Source organism: Streptomyces sp. NPDC051940 (assembly GCF_040680895.1).
Lineage (GTDB): Bacteria > Actinomycetota > Actinomycetes > Streptomycetales > Streptomycetaceae > Streptomyces.
The window spans coordinates 1-19,962 of record NZ_JBFAXR010000043.1 but is presented as its reverse complement, the minus strand read 5'-3'; the positions used below and the strand labels follow the sequence as shown (position 1 = coordinate 19,962).

The window sequence follows — 19,962 nt, the reverse complement described above, 5'->3', positions numbered from 1 at the left end:
CGGTGAGGTCACCCGTTCCGGTGGGCTTTCCCTCGTCGCGCCGCGTCACCGCCGGTCCACCTCCCTGGCTCTGCCCCGGCCGCCGGTCGAGCAGCTGTCCGTCCCCACGGCCCGGGTCGTACGGCGCGCCCCACACGCGCCCCCACGCAACCACTCCACCGCACCCGCCGCACCGCGCCCCACCCCGACCACCCCCCACGGGGCGACACCCCGAACCCCGCACGGCGCCGCGGGGTACCCCGAACGGACGCCCCTGCCGGGGCGGAGGCGGGCCGTCCGGGTGCGCCGGCCCGCGGGCGGGGGCGCGGCTGGAGGCCTTGCGGCCTCCGGGGCACGGCGGGAGACCCGCGGCGGGAGCGGGAGCTCGCGGCCTCCCCGGGGACGGGGGCCGCTCGGGAGTCGTTCCGCTACCTCAGGGCCGGTTCTGAGGTGTCGCCCTGTCGGACGGGGGTGGGGACCGTGAACGGGCCGCTGGACAGGGCGCGGTGGAGTTGGGGTTCGTCGAGGGGAGGGGAGAAGGCGAGGCCCAGGCCGTGGCGGCAGCCGAGGTCGCGGAGGACCTCGATCTGCTCCGGGCGGTCGACCCCGTCGGCCACCGAGTCCAGGCCCAGGTCCCCGGCGATCCGCAGCAGACCCGAGGTGATCTTGCGGAGCCGGGTCGACTCGTCGAGCCCCTCCACCAGGCTGCGGTCCAGCTTGAGCGCGTCGACCGGCAGCCGCCGCAGCGCGCCGATCGCGGCGTGGCCGTTGCCGAAGCCGTCGAGGGAGATCCGGATGCCGAGATGGCGCAGGGCGACGATGCGCCGCTCCAGCTCGTCCAGACCGGCTCGCGGGTCGTGGTCGCAGACCTCCAGCATGAGGACGGCCGGCGGCAGCCCGTGCCGGGAGAGCATCGAGGCGATGGTCTGCGGCGGCAGCGCCTGGTCGGTGAGCCGCAGCGCCGGGATGCGGACCGTGACGGGCAGCGGACTGCCGTCGCGGTGCCGCTCGGCGGCCATCCGCACTGCCTCCTCCAGCATCCAGCGGCCCAGCTCGGCCGTACGGGCAGCGTCCTGGCCCGCGCCCCGCTCGACCGTCCGCAGGAACTCCGCCGGCGTGTGCACGATGCCCTGCGCCGAGCGCCAGCGGGGCAGCGCGATCACCCCGGCGGGCCGGCCGGTGGCGAGCTCCACGACGGGCTGGTGGAAGAGCGTGAACTGGCCGTCGTGCAGCGCGGCGCTCAGCCGGTTGGCGAGCTCCGTACGGCGCGCCACGTCGGCCTGCATCTGCGGGGCGTAGAGCTCGACACGCGCCTTGCCCGCCTGCTTGGCCCGGTACATCGCGAGGTCCGCGTTGCGCATCAGCTCCGCCGGGGTGATGCCCGGTTCGGCGAAGGCGACGCCGATGCTCGGCGTCACCCGCACCACTCCCCCGCCGACGGGATACGGCTCGGAGAGCCGCGCGCGGATCCGGTCGGCGATCTCGTAGATCCGTACCTCGCGGTCGTACTCGGCGTCACCCGCCCGCCCGGGGTCCGGGCGGGCCGCGCGGTCGCCCTGGCCGTGGATCAGCACCGCGAACTCGTCGCCGCCGAGCCGGGAGGCGATGTCCATCGCGCGCACGGCCTCCTGCAGCCGGCGGGCGGCGATCACCAGCAGCTCGTCCCCGGCCTGGTGGCCCACCGTGTCGTTGACGGACTTGAAGCCGTCGAGGTCGATGAAGAGCACCGCCGTACCGCGTTCGGCGACGCGGTCGGTGGTACGGCGGCCGCCCAGCGCCTGGGTCACCCGTTCGGTGAACAGGGCCCGGTTCGGCAGATCGGTGAGCGCGTCGTGCGAGGCGCTGTGCTGCAGCTGCGCCTGGAGCCGCACCCGTTCGGTGACATCGCGGCTGTTGAAGATCAGGCCGCCGTGGTGCCGGTTGACGGTGGACTCCACATTGAGCCAGCCGTCGTCACCGCCTCGGCCGTTTCCGGCCTTGAACCGGCATTCGATCCGGGTCGAACTCACCTCCCCCGGCGGCGCGGCGAGGAATCTCCGCACCTCGTGCAGCACCCGGCCGAGGTCCTCCGGGTGGATGAGTGAGGCGAGTTCGGAGCCGACGAGCTCCTCCGCCCGTACGCCGTAGACCCCCGAGGCGGCCGGGCTGACGTAGCGCAGCACCCCGGTGGGCGCCGCGATCATGATCACGTCGCTGGAGCCCTGGACCAGGGAGCGGAAGTGGTTCTCCTTCTGGGCGAGTTCCTGGGTGAGGCTGATGTTGTCGAGGAGCATGATCGCCTGCCGGACCACCAGCGCGAGCACCACCGTGCAGGCGGTGAAGAGCACGACCCGGTCGATACGCCGCCCGCTCAGCACGTTGTAGAGGATGCCGAGTGTGCACACGCCCGCCGCCAGATACGGGGCCAGGGCGCTGATCTGGCCGGCCATCGGACGGCGCCCGCGGCCGGCGGTGTCGGCGCCCGGCGGCTGCCGTTCACCGCCCGGGTCCGCGTCCCGGTCCTGTGCCGACCGGGCGGCGGACACCCGGCTCACCCAGGGCGCGTACGCCAGCAGCAGGGAGCCTGCGAACCAGCCGGCGTCGAGCATCTGCCCCGAGCGGTAGTTGTCGTGGAGCAGCGGCGAGGTGAAGAGCGCGTCGCAGAGCACGGTCAGCGCCAGCGCGCCGATCGCGGTGTTGATCGCGGAGCGGTTGGCGGCGGACCGGCGGAAGTGCAGGACCAGCACTATCGACACGAGCGCGATGTCCAGCAGCGGATAGGCCAGGGAGAGGGCGACCCCCGCGACGGACTCGCCCTTGCGCTCGGCGGCGTGGGCCAGCGCGACGCTCCACGAGATGGTCAGCAGCGAGCCGCCGATCAGCCAGGTGTCCAGGCCCAGGCAGACCCAGCCGGCCCGGGTGACGGGACGCCGGGCGAGGATCAGCAGGCCGACGACGGCGGGCGGCGCGAAGAGCAGAAAGCAGAAGTCGGCCGGGGACGGCGACGGCACGTCCCGGCCGAGGACCACCTCGTACCAGCCCCAGATCCCGTTCCCCAGGCCCGCCATGCAGGACGAGACGCCGAACATCAGCCACGCGGGGCGGAACCGGCTGCGCTGCGTACGGGCGTACAGCAGACAGGAGAAGGCCGCTGCGAAGGCAGCGGCGCTCAGCCCGAAGTCGCCCATGATCAGGGCGGCGCGGGGCGAGCCCCAGCCCAGGGCGGCGCCCGAGGCATACCCTCCGCACAGGATCGCGAGCACCAACTGGGGCAGGACGCCCGCCCGGTCACGCAGCGGCGGGCGGGGCTGTGCCGGCAAGGCCGTCCCGACGAGCGTACTCACCGCGCCTCCCACCGAGGGCGGGCGCCGCGGCCCGCGTGCGCGCCCAGGGTGAAGCGCTTGCTCCGGTTCGGAATCGGATAGCTGGTCCACTGTCCGTGCACGCCCATCGCCCCCCTCGAGTTCCATTCGCCCACGGCATTCACGCAGCCTTCATCGAGAGCACCCCCCGGTTCCGGACGATACACCAGTTCCGTCACTCAGGGACATACTTCTTCTACGCAGCGTAACTGGCGGGCGTCCGGGCGGTGTTCCCGTGGCGGGAGGGGCCGGAGCCGCGTGGGCCCGGCCGCGCCCGGGGGCCGGGGCCGACGGGGCCCGGCCGCACCTGCGGATACGGGCCGCCGGGGTACCCGGCACCCGGCGAAACGGGCCGCCGGGGAGGCGGCGCCGGTCAGCTCTCGGCGACGACGTAGTGCAGTGGCTCCCCCGCCGCGAAGCGCTGCAGCTGGCCGGCCAGCAGCCGCTTGGCGCGGGGCAGGAACGCGGAGGTGGGGCCGCCGACATGAGGGCTGATGAGTACGCCGGGAGCATCCCACAGCGGGTGGCCCGGCGGCAGCGGTTCGGGGTCGGTCACGTCGAGGGCGGCCCGCAGCCGGCCCGACTCCACCTCCGCGAGCAGGGCCTTCGTGTCCACGACGGGGCCGCGGGCGACGTTGACGAGCAGCGCGCCGTCCTTCATCCGGGCGAGGAACTCGGCGTCTGCCAGGCCCCTCGTCTCGTCGGTGAGCGGCGTGACGAGGACGACCACGTCGGCGTCGGGCAGCAGCGCCGGGATCTCGTCCATCGCGTGGACGGGCCCGCGCGGTGTTGCGCGAGAGGAGCGCGCGAAGCGCAGCACCCGCGCGCACTCAAAGCCCGCGAGCCGGTCTTCGACCGCGCTGCCGATGGCCCCGTAGCCCACGATCGCCACCGTCTTGTCGGCGAGCGCGGGGTGGAAGCCGGAGCGCCACTCGTGCTTGTCCTGCCGTCGTACGAACTGGGGAATGCCGCGCAGCGAGGCCAGCACGAGGGTGAGGGCCATCTCCGCGGTGCTGGCCTCGTGCACGCCGCGCGCGTTGCACAGCTGGATGCCGGGGTGCATGGTCGCGAGCGCGGGCAGGAACGCGTCGACGCCCGCAGTGAGCGTCTGCAGCACCTTCAGCTTGTGCATGTACGGCAGGGGGTGCACCTTCACGGGCGCCTTCTGCATGTAGGGCGCCACGTAGAAGACGCAGTCGGCCGGGTCCGCGGGGAAGTCGGGCTCGGCGTCCCAGCGGACGTAGTCGAGCTCCGGGGGCAGCCCGTCGATCTCGGCGGGCGGAATCGGCAGCCATACCTGTCCAGAAGAAGTCATGGTCAGAGGCTATTTGAATCCTCCCCCTCGTGAGCGCGGGGGATTCCTGGCTCAGGCTGCCTGCGGGAGCTGCGCTCCCGGAGGTCTTGCGCCCTCGGCACCAGCCGGGTTGAGACCAGCCCGGACCAGCATCACGCGGGCGGAGTTCTTGTCCCTCGGGGACACGGCTCCGCACACGGTGCAGGTGTAGGTACGTTCCGAAAGAGGCAGTGCGTGCTTGGTTCTCGCTCCGCACGACGCGCAGTCCATGGTGGTGTGCGCGGGATGCACCAGACGGATGTCCCGCCCGTGCTTGCGGCCTTCTTGGCCCACTTCCGGGCGGTGTCGGCCCGCTGTCGGGCCACCTTCTTGTGCAGCCTCGCGGCCTGCTTCTGTGCCTTGCGGTAGCCCTCCGAGGAGGCCTGCCCCCTCGCGGGCCGGCGGCGGGCCATCATCCGCTGATACCGCGCCAGCTTCTGCGCTGCCGCCCTGCCGTGCTCGGCGTGCGGCAGGTCGTGGGCATCGCTCGTGGTGGTGGCGGTCTGGCTCACGCCCCAGTCCACGCCGAGTGCCCGGCCGGTCGCAGGCAGCGTCTCAGCCTGTGCGGCGACGACGAACGGGGCGTACCAGTGCCCCACCGCGTCCCGGCACGCTGCCGCACCGGCAGCCGCGCCTGGACGTCCTTGACCACCTTGGCGCGGGACTTTGCGAAGTCCCGGATGGTCTGCTGCTGCGGAACGCTCGCACCCTCCCGCAGCCACGGGGTGCGGGTGCGGGCATCGGTCAGCATCCTGTCGAGCTGCGCCGGGCCGCACGTCAGCCCGTCCCCGGGGTGCGCCTGGTTGTGCTGGTGCACCTGACGGGACTTGGCCACGCATTCGTTCCACAGCCACCGGCAGCGGTCCCACTCGGCCAGCAGGGCGGTGCGGGCACTCGACGACACACGGAGCCGGAAGGTGTACCGGGCACCCCTGCCCCGCTTTGCAGGAGTCCGATTCCTCCCCGGCCCGAGGGCCGGGGCACCCTCGGAGATTCCCAGGTGAAGGCCGTCGCGGAGAGGCGTTAGGGTGCTCACGCACGAGTGGAGGGAGGGGATCCGGCCGCGTGGAGCGCAGGAAGATGGGCGCGGGGTCGCTCGAGGTGGGCGCCGTGGGCCTCGGCTGTATGCCGATGAGCTGGGCGTACACGGCCTCGCAGCGCAGCGGCGAGGAATCGCTGCGCGCCCTCGACGCCGCGGTGGACACCGGGACGACCCTGCTCGACACGGCGGACATGTACGGGCCGTTCACCAACGAGCTGCTGCTGGGCAGGGTGTTGCGGTCCCGCCGGGCGCAGGCGTTCGTCTCGACCAAGGCCGGGCTCCTGGTGGGCGAGCAGCATCTCGTCGCGAACGGCCGCCCGCAGTACATACGCCGCGCCTGCGACGCGTCGCTGCGGCGGCTGCAGACGGACGTCATCGACCTCTACCAGCTGCACCGGGCCGACCCGGAGGTCCCCGTCGAGGAGACCTGGGGCGCGATGGCGGAGCTGGTGACGGCCGGCAAGGTGCGGGCGCTGGGCATGTGCGCGGTGGGCGCGCGGGCGCAGCGGCGCGCCGGCGCGGGGATGCACGACGCGACGATCCGTCAGCTGCGGCGCGTCCAGCAGGTGTTCCCGGTGACGGCGGTGCAGGCGGAGCTGTCGGTGTGGTCGCCGGAGGCCCTCGCGGAGCTGGTGCCGTGGTGCGGGGCGCGCGGCGTCACGTTCCTGGCGGCGATGCCCCTCGGCAACGGCTTCCTCTCCGGCACGCTGACACCCGGCTCGGGCTTCGAACCCGACGACGTACGGGCCCGGCATCCGCGCTTCACGGCGGAGATGATGGCGGCGAACCAGCCCATCGTCGCCGGCCTGCGGCGGGTCGCCGCACGGCACGGGGCGACGCCGGCGCAGGTGGCGCTCGCCTGGGTGCTCGCGCAGGGTGATCACGTGGTCGCCCTGCCGGGGACGAAGCGGGAGCGGTGGGTCCGGGAGAACGCGGGGGCGGCCGGGGTGTCCCTGACGGCCTCGGACCTCGGGGAGATCGGGGCGCTGCCTGCGGCCAAGGGGTCGTGGGACTGAGGGGTCGGGGTCGGAGGGCCCGCCGGGGGGCGGAGGGCCTCGGCCGGGCGGTGGGTGTCACCCGTGGAACCTCCTGAGCTCTACCGACGTACTCCCGGTGTGATGTCCTGATAGTGACCGCCGACCGAAAGGACACAACCGTGCGCCGCCGCACCCTGACCGCCGTGCTCGTCGCTGTCGGCCTCTCCCTGTCCGCCTGTACGTCGGAGGGGGGTGGGGACGATCCCGGGGAGTCGGGAACGGCGGGGTCGAAGTCGGGCAGTCCGGGCCGTGACGACTCCGCATCGCCGGGCGGCGCGCCCGCCGCCCCCGCGAAGGGGGACGTCTCCGTCAAGGCGACCGTGGCCACCGGCCTCGACAGCCCCTGGGGCCTCGCACCGCTGCCCGGCGGCGATCTCCTCGTCTCCTCCCGGGACACCGGGAAGATCTTCCGGGTCCGCGCGTCGGACGGGGCGAAGACCGAGGTCGGCGAGGTGCCGGGGGTCGCCCCCGGCGGGGAGGGCGGGCTGCTGGGGCTGGCCGTCAGTCCGCAGGACCGGATGGTGTACGCGTACTTCACGTCCGACTCGGACAACCGGATCGTGCGGATGGTGTACGAGCCGGAGAAGCCGGCGGGGCAGCAGCTCGGCGCGCCGGACGTCGTGCTGCGGGGCATCCCGCGCGGCTCGATCCACAACGGGGGGCGGATCGCCTTCGGCCCGGACGGGATGCTGTACGCGGGGACGGGCGAGACGGGTGACCGGGGGCTGGCCCAGGACAAGGACTCGCTGGGCGGCAAGATCCTGCGGATGACGCCGGACGGCGAGCCGGCCCCGCGCAATCCCGATCCGGACTCCGTCGTCTACTCCTACGGCCACCGCAACGTGCAGGGGCTGGCCTGGGACGCGGACAAGCGGCTGTGGGCCTCGGAGTTCGGCCAGAACACGTACGACGAGCTGAACCTCGTCGAGCCCGGTGCCAACTACGGCTGGCCGGAGGTGGAGGGCAAGGCCGGCGACGACTCGTACGTCGACCCGCTCACCCAGTGGTCGACGGACGAGGCCTCCCCCAGCGGCGTCGCGTACGCCAAGGGCAGCATCTGGATGGCCGGGCTGAGGGGCGAGCGGCTGTGGCGGATCCCCCTCGACGGGGCGTCGCTGGTGGCGGATCCGCAGTCGTTCCTCGAGGGGGAGTACGGGCGGCTGCGGACGGTCGTCGCGACGGACACGGGTGATCTTTGGCTGGTCACCAGCGAGACGGATGGGCGGGGGTCGCCGGGGGACGGGGATGATCGGATTCTGCTGGTGACGGTGTCGTAGGGGGACGCTTCCGGGGGCTCCGCCCCCGGACCCCCGGCGCCCGCGGCGGGTGTTGCTTGGCGCGGCTCAGACCGCCGCGTCGAACACGCCCAGGCGGTGCGCTGTTGCTGCTGCTTCGCCGCGGCCTGAGGCGCCCAGTTTCGCGAGGATGTTGGAGACGTGCACGCTTGCCGTCTTCGGGGAGATGAACAGCTCCTCCGCTATCTGGCGGTTGCTGCGGCCCGTCGCCACCAGCCGCAGGACGTCCAGTTCGCGGGCCGTCAGGCCCAGGGAGTCCGCCGGGGACGCGGGGGTGGGGGCCTGGTCCTGGAGCGGGATGCGGGCGCGGCCCGCGAGGCGTTCCGCGTGGCGTCGCAGCGGCTCCGCGCCCAGCGAGCGTGCTGTTGACTCCGCCCGGCGCAGCAGTTCGCCCGCCCGCGTGCGGGCTTCCGTGCCGCCCGACGTGACCAGGGCCTCCGCGAGCCGCAGGCGGGCGGTCGCCAACAGCCAGGGGTGGCCGAGCGGTTCGGCTGCCGCTACGGCTTCCTCCCAGCGGGGGACCGCGTCCTTGCCCGTGGCGGTGAGGAGTTCGGCTTCCGTCATCAGCGCCCGCGCCGCCCACAGGGGCACGAACTGCGGCAGCCCCCGCATCGCCTCGCGGATGCGGGCGACCGCGGCCTCGCGGCCGAGTTCCGCCACCGGCAGTCCGCGCGCCGCCGCCTCGGCCGCCGCGGCGGCGTACAGCAGAGGCCAGCCGTAGCGCTGGTGGCCGGGCGGGATGCCGTCGCCGAGCGCCTCCTCGGCGAGGGTGCGTACGTCGAGGATGCGGCCGTCCGCCGCGGCGATCCCGATGGCGGTGCGGGCGCACGGCAGGGTGTGCTGGTGCTCGGGGTACACCGAGCCGAAGCTCTCGGTGGACGCCGCGAGCCAGCGCCGCGCGTCGTCGTACTCGCCGCGCAGCAGGGCCAGTTCGGCGCGCCGGCCCTGGACCTGGCCGAGGGTGCGGGCGCTGATGCCGCGCCGGTCGAGGGCGCACCGCACGGCGTCCTCGGCCTCGCGCTGGCACCGGTGCTGGGCGCGGCGCCGGAGGTGGCGCGGCTGGTGCTGCGGCGGTACGACGGGGCGGCGTCGGTGGCCGATGTCGCGTCGGGGCCCTCGATCGTGTCGGGACCCTCGATCGCGTCGGCGGCCCGGCGGCGGTGACCCGCCCGCGCGGCGTTACACGCCGGGCAGCATGCGGGGCTCGATGCGCTCCTCGACGGCCTTGTCGCCGTCACGGGTGACCCGGTAGGCGCCCTTGCCGGGCACCTCGGTCACGGCCTCCACCAGCTCCGTGCCGCGGTAGACCAGTCCCACCCCGTCGTCGCTGCAGTGGGCCTGCGGCAGGGTGCCCTCCGCGACGAGCCGGTGGATGAGCGGGCGCCGGCCCTCGTCCGAGTCGTAGTGCACGCCGTTGCCGTACGGCAGCAGGCCCAGCCCGTCGGTGACGGGCCGCAGCTCGGGCCCGTACGAGTCGGTGGTGCCGCCCTGGAACCAGCAGATGGACCCGGCGCTGACCCCGCTGAGGACCACCCCGGCCTGCCAGGCGCGGCGCATGATCCCGTCCAGCCCGTGCACCCGCCACACCGCCAGCAGATTCGCGACGGAGCCGCCCATGACCCAGACGACGTCGTGGTCGAGGACCGTGCCCTCGACGTCCTCCACGTTGGGCATGGGGAACAGCTTCAGGGGCGTCAGATCGAACCCGGCCACCCGCGCCGCGTCCGCCATCCGGGCCGCGAAGTGCTCCGCGTCGCCGATCGCGGTCCCGACGTAGCACACGCGCGGACGCCTCCCGTGGACCCCGGACAGCTCGACGGCGTGATGCACCAGGGCGTTGAACTCGACCATGGTGCGCGCCGCGGCGCGGTGTCCGCCGGAGGTGGCGACGATCGTGGGCTGGGGAGCGGTCATGACGATGATCGTACCGGTGCCCCGGCCGACCGTTCCGGGGCCGTTCCCGGACGGGGCCCGCCGTCCGCGAGCAGCGCCTCCACCGTGTACAGCACACGCTCCAGCAGCTTCTCGTCGTACGGCAGGAACGGCAGCGGCACCACACCCCGCCGACGCGGCAGCCCCACCTCCGCCTGCTCACCGTCCTTCGTCACCCGGCCCGTCGCCAGATGGACGTCATGGCCGGCGACCCGGACCTGCCGGTCCGTCACCTCGATCCGGCCCGCGGATATGTGCGGGGCCAGCACCCGGGCCAGCGCCTCGCGGCGGACCCGGGTGGTCTGCGTCAGGGGTATCGCACCGAGCCGGTCCAGTTCACGCCAGGCTGCGGGGGACCCGGCCGGGTACTCCTCCTCCACCGCGAACGCACCGACACTGACCAGCAGATCGACGGCCCGCAACGCCTCCGAGACCGACACCGCGTCCAGTTCGGCGATCGGCCGGCCGAAGATCACCGGGCCCACCGTCGACCAGCCCGTCATCCCCGCATACGCCCTGCCCGTGTCCAGGAACACCTCCGTACCACCGAAACTCCGGCCGATCCCGTCGTACTCCCCGTCCCAGCCCTCGCCCTTCGCCACCCCGAGCAAAGGACCCAACTGCACGGCGAAGCCCGCGAAGACGTCCGTCCTCGCCCCCGTCTCCTCCGGGACGTAACTCTCCCGGAACGCCTGCCGGAACGGCTGCGCGATCTCCCCCGCGACCACCCGGTCCCGCCAGTACGCCCGCTCCTCGGGCGTGGCCCGCACCGGGTGCCACAGCCGCACCGCGGTGGCGTCGTCCAGGGCGGGCAGGCCGTCGGCGGGCAGGAACGCCGTCCAGCGGCCCGGGGTGTCGGCGTACTCCCAGATCAGCCGGGCGGTCACCGACCGGCCCACCGGGTGCGCGGCCAGTCCCTCCCGCCAGCGGCCGTAGCGATACGTCGTGGCGGCCGTGTACGTACCCTCCAACGCCCGGGTCAGCGTGCGGATCTGGGCGCGGACCTTGCCCAGCAGGTCGCGGGCGGCCGCCACCACGTCCGCGTGGTGGCGGCGGGCGGGCGCCGGGAGCGAGCGCAGCCGGGTGCCGTCCGCGCGTTCCCAGGCCAGGTCCGCCGTGTCCGACACCGTGAGGACGGCGACGTACGCGCCGACGGGCGTACGCACGGTGCCGTCCTGGGCGATGCCCAGGTCCGGGAGGCGGATGGCCGCGTCGGGTCTTCTGCCGAGGGCGCGTTCGGCGCGGCGCAGCGAGCGGTCCAGCTTCTTCGCGACCCCCGCGTGCCGCACGACCCGGCGCGCCTCGCGCAGCACGTCCACCGCCTCCGGGGTGGGGTACTCCTCCACCGCGTGCGCCAGTCGGATGCAGGCACTCTGCGACGGGAGTGTCTTCGCGGCCGTCGGCGCCACCGACGCCCTCGGCAGCAGCTCGGCCAGCAGCTCACCGGCCCAGGGCTCGTCCCGGCTCAGCGCAGCGCACGCTGCCCGGGCGAGGGCCTCGCAGTCGGCCGGGGGGAACGCCTTGTCGGACACGTACGGGACCCGGCCCTCGTGGATGGCGGCGAGGTGCGCGGCCCCCGCCTCGAGCACCCGCCGGATGTGGCGGGATCCCTCGGGGTCGTCCTGCGTTGTCTCGTCACGGCGCACCGGCCAGCGCACGGGGATTCCGGAACGCCCCAGCTCGGCCAGGCCGGCCAGGGTGCGTGGTCCGCCGCGTGCGCCGTCCTCCAGCAGTGCCAGGCGCAGCGGGCTCGTCGCGAACTCCTCCCGTATCCGGGCCAGGGCCTGGGCGGCGAGCTCCGGTGGTGCGCACGCGGCGACCGCGAGGAACGCCTCCGGTGAGGCGGCCCAGACCGCCTGGCCGGCGCTGCTGTCCAGTGCCTTGCGGGTGAGGGTGCGGGCGGGCGCGGCCAGCGCCTCGCGGTCGTAGGGCTCGGGGCAGCGGGCCAGCGCCGCTGCCGCCACCTGTACGTCGCTTCCCCAGCTCCTGGTGGCCAGTGCCCTGAACAGCTCCGCGCACTGCGCGGGGGTGAACTCGGGGTCGGAGTCGGCGTGGATGAGCGCGAACGCCGTGAAGCGGGCGGGATCACTCTCGTCACCGTTCAGTGCCTTGTACGCCGAGGGAAGCAGTGCCCCCAGCTCCTGGGGGGACAGCTCCTGGACGCGCGGCTGTAGCCGTGCCTCCGCGTCTGCCAACGGCCGCATCATGACGGTGTGCAGCTCGTGTGCGTGTGGACCCAGTTCGACCATGCGGCGAAGGTAGCGGGCGGGTCTGACAACCGCGGTGCGGGCTGCGGCGGCCCCGGTACGGCGGTGGGCCATGGGGCCTGTTATTCGTGTTCCTGTTCGGGTGGGGTGTGTTTGTTCGGGTGGGGGTCAGTCGTCTGCCGAGAGTTCGGCCGGGATCGCGATCACGTCCACCAGCGCCTCGCCGCGCAGGGCCGTCAGGGGCATGGGGTGGCCTATCGCGTCGGCCAGCATGAGGCGTTGCAGGGACTGGGCGCTCGCCGTCGGCTCGCCGGCCGCCGTCAGCAGGAGGTCGCCCGTGCGCAGGCCGGCGCGGGCGGCCGGGGAGCGCGGGACGATCTGGACGATGCGCAGGCCCGCGCGCTGGCCGAAGCGGTTGCGCAGGGGTGGCGGCAGTGGGGCGGGGGTGCCGGCCAGGCCCAGGTAGGCGCGGCGGACCCGGCCGTCGGAGAGGAGGGCGGCGATGATCTGGCGGCTCGTGTCGTTGACCGGGATCGCCAGGCCCAGGCCGATGCCCGCGATGGCGGTGTTGATGCCCACGACCTCGCCATCGGCGTTCGCCAGCGCGCCGCCCGAACTCCCCGGGTAGAGCGTGGCGTCGGTCTGGATGACGTCGTCGATCACGCGGGCGGCCGAACCCGTACTGGTCGGCAGTGAGCGGCCCAGGGCGCTCACCACGCCCGCGGTGAGACTGCCGGTGAGACCCAGCGGGTTGCCCACGGCCACGACGAGTTGGCCCACGCGCAGGGCGTTCGCCTCGCCGAGGCGGGCGGGGGGTGGGGTCGGGGCGTCGGCGCGTATGACCGCGAGGTCGGAGAGCGGGTCGGCGCCGATGACGTAGAAGGGCGCGGTGGTGCCGTCCGCGAAGTCGACCGTGCCGGCGTCGGCGTGGCCGACGACGTGGGCGTTCGTGAGGAGGAAACCGTCGTCCGTGAAGACCACGGCGGAGCCGGTGCCGGCGACGAAGTCGCCCCAGGGGCGGCGGTGGGCAACGTTCACCGCGGCCAACTTCGGGGTGAGCTCGGCTGCCACGGACGTCACGGCGCGGGAGTAGGCGTCGAGGGGGGCGGTCCGCTCCTGGCCGGAGCGGTCGGGTTCGGAGACTGTGCCGGACACGGTCTCTGCCTTTCGCGTGGGGTGATTACAGCGTTACACGGTGGGGGTTCGGGTGGGGGTGCGTTCGCTGCGGGCCGAGTTCCGCGGCTCTTCTTTTGCGTCCGGCCGCTGGTCGCGTGACGCTGCGGGGGCTGCGCCCCCGGGCCCCCCTTGCGGGCTGCGCCCGCATCGCGCTTGCGGCGCTCGTCCTCAAACGCCGGACGGGCTGGGAGTGGGTCCTGCGCCGTGTTGCCTGGCGGCCGGCGTTGTCGGCGCTTCGCGCCTCAGTCCTCAAACGCCGGACGGGCTTAGGGGGTGGTCCGGTCACGCTGCAAGCATCCGGTCGCCTCGGCGCCTGCGGCGCGGTTCGGCGCTTCGCGCCTCAGTCCTCAAGCGCCGGACGGGCTGGAGGTCGCCTTGCGCCGGCTGACGCGGATTGGCGCTGCGCGCCTCGGCCTCGAACGCCGGACGGGCTCGGGGTGGCCTCCGCCCTCATGCCTGGTGGTCGGTATGGCGGCGCCGCCCCCCGTCCTCGGGCGCTCGGCGGGCTGCGTGGGGCATTCGCTTCGAATGGCTTCGCGAGCGTGTGTGAATTGTGGATGGGAATGCGTTCGGGGATGTTTTGTTACAGACTTGTGGCAGCTTTATGAAAACGCCGTGACGGCCTATCGTGGGGCCGTGACCTGGGGTTATTCGTCGGCGTGTGGTGTTGCGGATATCGGAATTGACGGGTGTCGCATTCCCTGCCAATGTGAGGCTATGCCTCACGATCAAGCGCTCTTCGGCCGTATCCACGTGGACCTCGTCCGCACGGCGGGCGCGCTGTGTCAGGGCGGTTGCATGACCAGCGCGACCGACCGCCCGACAGCCCCCGTGAGGATCCATGACGGCCACCGTCTCCGTACTGACCCCGACCCTGCTCGCCGACCACGTCCGACGATGGGCCCGTGCCCCGGAGCTGTGGCGGGGGCGGGTGCGCTTCGACGCCGCGCAGCGGTGGTTCACCCGGCTGGAGCAGTCCGCCGTCCACGAGGTCTGGCTGCTGAGCTGGCTGCCGGGCCAGGGCACCGAGGTGCATGATCACGGCGGCTCCTCCGGTGCTTTCGGGATCGTCGCCGGGGAGCTCGCCGAGCGGGCGTTCGGCCCGCGCGTGATCCGGCCGACGCCGTGGGGGCTTCCGGCGGGCGCCATCCGCGCGTTCGGCCCCCGGCACGTGCACGAGGTGGCCAACCGCGCGACGCTGCCCGCCGTCAGCATCCACGCCTACTCGCCGCCGCTGACCACGATGTCCTACTACCGCGAGCGGCCCGCCGGGCTGCTCAAGACCCGTACCGACGCTGTGGAAGAGGATTGACGTCCTCCCCTCCCTGGTGGGGGTGGGGATTCCTGGCTCAGGCTGCCTGCGGGAGCGGCGCTCCCGCAGGTCTTGCGCCCTCAGCACCAGCCGGGTCGAGACCAGCCCGGACCAGCATCACGCGGGCGGAGTTCTTGTCCCGGGAGGACACGGCTCCGCACGCGGTGCAGGTGTAGATACGTTCGGAAAGGGGCAGTGCGTGCTTGGTTCTCGCTCCGCACGACGCGCAGTCCATCGTGGTGTACGCAGGATGGACCAGGCGGATGTCCCGCCCGTGCTTGCGGCCCATCTCCAGCAGGGCCGCCTTCGTGGCGCCGATCGCCGCGTCCGCCGCGGTGCGGGCCATCGTGGTCTTGGCGAGGAACTTCGGCCGGAAGTCCTCCACCGCGATCACGTCATGGTCGGTCACGACGCGCTTGGCCCACTTGCGGGCGGTGTCGGTCCGCTGCCGGGCCACCTTCCGGTGCAGCTTGGCGGCCTGCCGTTGGGCCGTGCGGTAGCCCTTCGAGGCGGGCTGCCCCTTCGCGGGCTTGCGGCGGGCCATCATCCGCTGGTAGCGGGCCAGCTTCTGGGCGGCGCTCCTGCTGTGCTGCGGGTGGGGGAGGTCGTGCGCGTCGGAGGTGGTGGTGGCGGTCTCCGTCACGCCCCAGTCCACGCCGAGCACGCGGCCCGTCTCCGGCAGCGGCTGGACTTGGGTGGTGACGACGAACGAGGCATACCAGTGCCCCACCGCGTCCCGATATACCCGTACCGAAGAGGGTGCGGCAGGGAGTTCACGGGACCACACCACCCTCACCACGATCCCGCCCGCCAAGTGCAGGCGTCCGTCCTTCAGCCGAAAGCCCCGGGCGGTGTAGTTCAGCGTGGGCGCCGCCTCACGCTTCTTCCGATACCCCGGCATCCCGGCGCGCCGGGCCACAGGCAGCCGCTTCTCGACGTCCTTCAGGGCCTTGGTGCGGGAGGTGGCGAAGTCCCGGATGGTCTGCTGCTGCGGCACCGAGGCGCCCGCACGCAGCCACGGCGTCACCGCCCGGGCCCCGGTCAGCATCCGGTCCAACTGCGCCGGACCACACGTCAGCCTGTCGTGCGGATGGGCACGGTTGTGGGCGTGCACGGCACGGGACTTGGCCACGCACTCGTTCCAGACCCGCCGGCACCGGTCCCACTCGGCCAGCAGCGCCGTGCGGGCGGTCGACGACACACGCAGCCGGAACGTGTACCGCGCCCGCCCACCGTCCGCTGCCGTCATGCAGAGCAACCTACCGAAGGGCACTGACAATGCGATCCGCTCTCCACACACCTGGCCGCCCCGGCGGCGATCCTGCCCTCCCTGCCCTACTCCGCAGGAGTCCGATTTCCTCCCCGGCCCAAAGGCCGGGGCATCCTTCAAGGAACCCGGTGATCTGATGGGTATCGACGACAAGCTCGACGCCGCGCGGCGCTGCCTGGACCGGCTGAACCCCGCGCAGGCGGCGGCCGAAGTGGCCGACGGGGCCGTGCTGGTGGACACCCGGCCTGCGTTCCAGCGCGACGCCGACGGCACCGTGCCCGGGGCGCTGATCGTCGAGCGGAACCATCTGGAGTGGCGGTGCGACCCCTCCAGCGGCGCCTCGCTGCCGCAGGCCGTGGACCGGGACGTGCGGTGGATCGTCTTCTGCGACGAGGGGTACTCCTCGTCCCTGGCCGCCGCGTCGCTGCGGTGGATCGGGCTCGGCCGGGCCACGGACCTGGTCGGCGGCTTCCAGGCGTGGCGGCGCGCGGGGCTGCCGGTCGACCCGCCGGTGGGGGCGGGGCGGACCGGATCCGTGTGCGTGTAGCGGCCGGTCACCTGCGTGTACGGCGGGCGACTCCCTATGTGTGTAAGGGACATGAGTCATCCGGGGTGGGGATTTCCCCCCGCCGGAGGGTGGAGATTCCACCCCGCCGATTCACCAGGGAGCACGATGGGACCGTGCCCTTCCCCCGCCTAGCGTCAGTGGGGTAGGCGGGGGCACGGGGTCCTCGCCGCCGTACGAGGGGGCAGGACCGTGGCGGACAACCGCCGTACACACGCAGGACGCGGCCGGCCACGGCCGCAGGGAATCGCCGCGCGCGTCGGAGGATGGAGTGTCCGCCACCGCTGGGCGGCCGTCGGCATCTGGGTGCTCTTCGTCGTCGGGGCGATGTTCGCGGGCTCGGCGGCCGGGACCGTCGAGGTCAAGGACAGCGATCAGCTGCCCGGCGAGGTGCACGAGTCGCTGAAGATCCTCGAGGACGCGGGCATCGACGAACCGGCCGGCGAGACCGTGCTGGTGCAGAGCGCCGCGTCGGGGCCGAAGGCGACCGCGCCGGAGTTCCGGGCGGCCGTGCAGCAGGTCATCGACGCGGTGAACAAGACCGGTGCGGTGACTGACGTCGTCTCGCCGTACGAGGCGGAGACCGTCTCCGACGACGGGCGTTCCGCGCTGGTGCAGTTCTCGATGAAGGGCGATCCGGAGACCGCGTACGAGCGGGTCGAGCCGGTGCTCGAGGCCGTCGAGGGCGTGCAGAAGCAGCATCAGGGCGAGCTGGTGGTCGAGGAGATCGGCAGCGCCAGCATGAACAAGACCTTCGAGGACGCCTTCGGCAGCGACTTCAAGAAGGCCGAGTACTCGGCCGTTCCGGTCGCGTTCGGCATTCTGCTGATCGCCTTCGGCGCGCTGGTCGCGGCGCTGCTGCCGGTCATGCTCGCGATTACGGCGATCATGGCGACGTTCGGGCTGGTCGGGCTGGTCAGCCACGTCCAGCCGATGAGCGAGACCGCCAACTCGGTGATGCTGCTGGTCGGTCTGGCGGTCGGCGTGGACTACTGCCTGTTCTATCTGCGCCGGGAGCGCGAGGAACGGCAGAAGGGCCGCGACGGGCGCACCGCGCTGGAGATCGCCGCGGCCACCTCGGGGCGGGCCGTGCTCGTCTCCGGGATCACGGTGATCGTGGCGATGTCCGGGATGCTCTTCACGGGGCTGACGGAGTTCGAGGCGATGGGTATCGCGTCGCTGATGGTCGTGGCCGTGGCGATGGTCGGGTCCGTGACCGTGCTGCCGGCGCTGCTGTCGCTGCTCGGCGAGCGGGTGGAGAAGGGGCGGGTGCCGTTCCTGAACCGGATCAAGCGCGTCGACGGCCACGGCAACGGCGAGAGCCGGGTGTGGAAGGCGGTGCTGACGCGCGTGCTGCGGGCGCCGAAGACCGCGCTGGCGCTGGCGGCGGGCGTGCTGCTGGCCATCGCGCTGCCTGCTGTCGGCATGAACACCGCGAACCTCACGCTGGACCAGGAGTTCGGCGACTCGCTGCCGATCGTGCAGACGTACGACCGGGTCAACGCGGCCTTCCCCGGCGGCTCGGATCCGGCGCAGGTCGTGGTCAGGGCGGACGACATCGACTCGCCCGAGGTCCAGGGCGCCATCGCCGACTTCAAGCAGCGGGCCCTGGACAGCGGAGCCTCCAAGGGGCCGGTCGAGATCGTGACGCACGCCCGGGAGAACATCGCCGTCATCGACGTGCCGCTGGTCGGCGGGTCGGACCAGGACCGGGCGGAGAAGAGCCTGGTCATGCTGCGCGACGAGATCCGGCCCGCGACGCTGGGGCAGATCGACGGGGTGCAGGCGCCGATCGGCGGGCAGGTCGCGGCGTCCAAGGACTTCAACGACAAGCTCGTCGGGGCCGTGGTGCCGGTGTTCGCCTTCGTGGTGGTGTTCGCCTTCCTGCTGATGCTGATGTGCTTCCGGTCGCTGACGATCGCGATCACCTCGATCGTGCTCAACCTGCTCTCCGTGGGCGCCGCGTACGGCATCCTCACCATCGTCTTCCAGCACGGCTGGGGGGCCGGGCTGGTCGGCGCGGAGGGTGTGGGCGCGATCATCTCCTGGCTGCCGCTGTTCCTGTTCGTGATCCTCTTCGGGCTGTCGATGGACTACCACGTGTTCGTGGTGTCCCGGATCCGGGAGGCCAGGGCGCAGGGCCGCACCACCCGGGAGGCCATCGCGCACGGCGTCATCACCACGGCGGGTGTCGTCACCAGCGCCGCCGTGATCATGGTCGCGGTGTTCGCGATCTTCGGGACGCTGTCCATGCAGTCGATGAAGCAGATGGGCGTGGGCCTGGCGGCCGCGGTGCTCATCGACGCGACGGTCATCCGCGGGGTGCTGCTGCCGGCGGTGATGGCGCTGCTCGACGACAAGAACTGGTATCTGCCGCGGTGGCTGCGGTGGCTGCCGGACATGACGCACGACGAGGCGCCCTCTGGGCCGGAGCGCCTGGAGCAGGCGGACGTGCCCGGTCACGGTGGGGAGCGGATCTCGGTCTGAGCGCGGACTGGTTCGCGTGACGTGAGCGGGGCGGCGGCCGATGTCCGGTCGCCGCCCCGCTGCTTGTGTGCTCAGCGTTCGGCGACCGGCTCCCGCAGCGGCCATATCGCGTCGATGTCGTCGCCCGGGCGGCCCTGGGAGCGCAGCCAGTGGCGGTAACCCGCGGCCCAGTCGGCGTACCACGTGACCTGCCAGCGGTGCAGCTCCCAGGCCGTGGCCCGGCCCACCTGCTCGTGGCGCTCCGCGAGCGCGTGCGCGACCTGTACCGCGGCCAGGGCGTCCGCGCCGGCGTCGTGTGCGGAGTCCAGGACCACGCCGTACTCCACGCACACCGCCTCCAGCGTGCGCTTGCCCTTTCGGTAGCGGTCCACCGCGCGGTCTATCGTCAGCGGGTCGATCACCGGGCCGGGTTCGCCGCCCGCCATCCGCTCGGCGAGCGAGGGCAGGCCGTGCCGGCCGAGTTCGGCGGCGAGCAGGCTGAGGTCGAAGGAGGCGTTGTACGCGACGACCGGGGCGCCCGTGCGCCAGGCGCGGGCCAGCTCGTCGGCGACCTCGTCCGCGACCTCGGCGGCGGGGCGGCCCTCCGCCCCGGCGCGGGCGTCGCTGATCCCGTGGATCGCGACGGTCTCCTCCGGGATGGGCACGCCCGGGTTCGCCAGCCATTCGCGGCGCCTCGTCGGCGTGCCCGCGACGGCCTCGACGACCGCGGCGGTCACGATCCGCGCTGTCCGCGGATCGGTGCCCGTGGTCTCCAGATCGAAGCCGATGAGACGGCCGGCGTGCCACGCCATGGGTCCTCCCCTGTCCTTTGCTGCTTTCCCCCTGCGACCTCTACGGTCCCACGGGGGTCTGACAATTCCGGGTTCGGGGCTCGGCGGCTGCGCCGCGGGCGGTGCGGGCTGCGCCGCGGGCCGCTGTGGTGCGGGACCGTCGCGCGGCTCGGCTCCGCTGCGGCCGGGGGGGGCGCGGGCGGGCGGGGGGGGGCC

General features: G+C 73.2%; 13 protein-coding genes and 2 pseudogenes. 6 read left to right on the top strand and 9 right to left on the bottom strand.

Annotated elements, in window-relative coordinates; all coding sequences use genetic code 11:
* Positions 1-407 precede the first annotated feature (407 nt).
* The 3 genes and pseudogenes from AB0M28_RS18650 to AB0M28_RS18640 all read right to left on the bottom strand — a co-directional run bounded on the left by AB0M28_RS18650 (position 408) and on the right by AB0M28_RS18640 (position 5,530).
* Positions 408-3,278, bottom strand: coding sequence for an EAL domain-containing protein (locus tag AB0M28_RS18650; RefSeq protein ID WP_365405634.1), 2,871 nt, complete (start codon positions 3,276-3,278; stop codon positions 408-410).
* 415 nt (positions 3,279-3,693) lie between these two features.
* Positions 3,694-4,635: a 2-hydroxyacid dehydrogenase gene (locus AB0M28_RS18645; protein WP_365405533.1), complete on the bottom strand. Its 942-nt coding sequence runs from the start codon at positions 4,633-4,635 to the stop codon at positions 3,694-3,696.
* Between the two features lie 51 nt (positions 4,636-4,686).
* Positions 4,687-5,530 (bottom strand): annotated as a pseudogene (locus AB0M28_RS18640) (transposase).
* Between the two features lie 188 nt (positions 5,531-5,718).
* Between AB0M28_RS18640 and AB0M28_RS18635 the strand changes: the two are divergent.
* Positions 5,719-6,711, top strand: coding sequence for an aldo/keto reductase (locus AB0M28_RS18635; protein ID WP_365405530.1), 993 nt, complete (start codon positions 5,719-5,721; stop codon positions 6,709-6,711).
* A 140-nt stretch (positions 6,712-6,851) separates the two neighbouring features.
* Positions 6,852-8,009, top strand: coding sequence for a PQQ-dependent sugar dehydrogenase (locus tag AB0M28_RS18630; protein WP_365405527.1), 1,158 nt, complete (start codon positions 6,852-6,854; stop codon positions 8,007-8,009).
* A 66-nt stretch (positions 8,010-8,075) separates the two neighbouring features.
* On the opposite strand, the gene AB0M28_RS18625 is transcribed toward AB0M28_RS18630, so the two are convergent.
* From AB0M28_RS18625 to AB0M28_RS18610, 4 genes are all read right to left on the bottom strand, one after another.
* Positions 8,076-9,029, bottom strand: a complete 954-nt coding sequence (locus AB0M28_RS18625) for a response regulator transcription factor (protein ID WP_365405524.1) — start codon at positions 9,027-9,029, stop codon at positions 8,076-8,078.
* Between the two features lie 177 nt (positions 9,030-9,206).
* Positions 9,207-9,941 (bottom strand): peptidase E, encoded by a 735-nt coding sequence (locus AB0M28_RS18620; RefSeq protein ID WP_365405522.1) that lies wholly within the window; start codon positions 9,939-9,941, stop codon positions 9,207-9,209.
* Positions 9,938-12,208: a DUF4132 domain-containing protein gene (locus AB0M28_RS18615; protein ID WP_365405519.1), complete on the bottom strand. Its 2,271-nt coding sequence runs from the start codon at positions 12,206-12,208 to the stop codon at positions 9,938-9,940. Before AB0M28_RS18615 ends, AB0M28_RS18620 begins: the two co-directional genes overlap by 4 nt.
* A 126-nt stretch (positions 12,209-12,334) precedes the next feature.
* A complete protein-coding gene (locus AB0M28_RS18610) occupies positions 12,335-13,321 on the bottom strand; it encodes a trypsin-like peptidase domain-containing protein (protein ID WP_365405516.1) in 987 nt (328 codons plus the stop codon).
* Positions 13,322-13,810: 489 nt separating this feature from the next.
* On the opposite strand from AB0M28_RS18610, the pseudogene AB0M28_RS18605 reads away from it, so the two are divergent.
* Both AB0M28_RS18605 and AB0M28_RS18600 read left to right on the top strand, forming a co-directional pair.
* Positions 13,811-14,128, top strand: a pseudogene (locus AB0M28_RS18605) (putative leader peptide); the annotation flags it as partial.
* A gap of 55 nt (positions 14,129-14,183) precedes the next feature.
* The gene (locus AB0M28_RS18600; RefSeq protein ID WP_365405513.1) at positions 14,184-14,654 is read left to right on the top strand and encodes a cysteine dioxygenase family protein; all 471 of its coding nucleotides are present in this window, start codon (positions 14,184-14,186) and stop codon (positions 14,652-14,654) included.
* Positions 14,655-14,691: 37 nt separating this feature from the next.
* Here AB0M28_RS18600 and AB0M28_RS18595 read toward each other — a convergent pair whose 3' ends face one another.
* On the bottom strand, positions 14,692-15,903 hold the full coding sequence (locus AB0M28_RS18595) for a transposase (RefSeq protein ID WP_365405510.1): 1,212 nt from the start codon (positions 15,901-15,903) through the stop codon (positions 14,692-14,694).
* Positions 15,904-16,060: 157 nt separating this feature from the next.
* Between AB0M28_RS18595 and AB0M28_RS18590 the strand changes: the two genes are divergently transcribed.
* Together AB0M28_RS18590 and AB0M28_RS18585 are read left to right on the top strand one after the other, a co-directional pair.
* Positions 16,061-16,471: a rhodanese-like domain-containing protein gene (locus AB0M28_RS18590; protein WP_365405507.1), complete on the top strand. Its 411-nt coding sequence runs from the start codon at positions 16,061-16,063 to the stop codon at positions 16,469-16,471.
* A gap of 324 nt (positions 16,472-16,795) precedes the next feature.
* The gene (locus tag AB0M28_RS18585) at positions 16,796-18,976 is read left to right on the top strand and encodes an MMPL family transporter (RefSeq protein ID WP_365405504.1); all 2,181 of its coding nucleotides are present in this window, start codon (positions 16,796-16,798) and stop codon (positions 18,974-18,976) included.
* A 71-nt stretch (positions 18,977-19,047) separates the two neighbouring features.
* On the opposite strand, the gene AB0M28_RS18580 is transcribed toward AB0M28_RS18585, so the two are convergent.
* Positions 19,048-19,767: a 3'-5' exonuclease gene (locus AB0M28_RS18580; RefSeq protein ID WP_365405501.1), complete on the bottom strand. Its 720-nt coding sequence runs from the start codon at positions 19,765-19,767 to the stop codon at positions 19,048-19,050.
* Positions 19,768-19,962: the final 195 nt, after the last annotated feature.

What these genes read in the sequence shown, in the direction of transcription:
- AB0M28_RS18580 (WP_365405501.1), bottom strand. Translation starts at nt 19,767, where the DNA reads ATGGCGTGGCACGCCGGCCGTCTCATCGGCTTCGATCTGGAGACCACG.
- AB0M28_RS18645 (WP_365405533.1), bottom strand. Translation starts at nt 4,635, where the DNA reads ATGACTTCTTCTGGACAGGTATGGCTGCCGATTCCGCCCGCCGAGATC.
- AB0M28_RS18600 (WP_365405513.1), top strand. Translation starts at nt 14,184, where the DNA reads ATGACGGCCACCGTCTCCGTACTGACCCCGACCCTGCTCGCCGACCAC.
- AB0M28_RS18590 (WP_365405507.1), top strand. Translation starts at nt 16,061, where the DNA reads ATGGGTATCGACGACAAGCTCGACGCCGCGCGGCGCTGCCTGGACCGG.
- AB0M28_RS18595 (WP_365405510.1), bottom strand. Translation starts at nt 15,903, where the DNA reads ATGACGGCAGCGGACGGTGGGCGGGCGCGGTACACGTTCCGGCTGCGT.
- AB0M28_RS18620 (WP_365405522.1), bottom strand. Translation starts at nt 9,941, where the DNA reads ATGACCGCTCCCCAGCCCACGATCGTCGCCACCTCCGGCGGACACCGC.
- AB0M28_RS18615 (WP_365405519.1), bottom strand. Translation starts at nt 12,208, where the DNA reads ATGGTCGAACTGGGTCCACACGCACACGAGCTGCACACCGTCATGATG.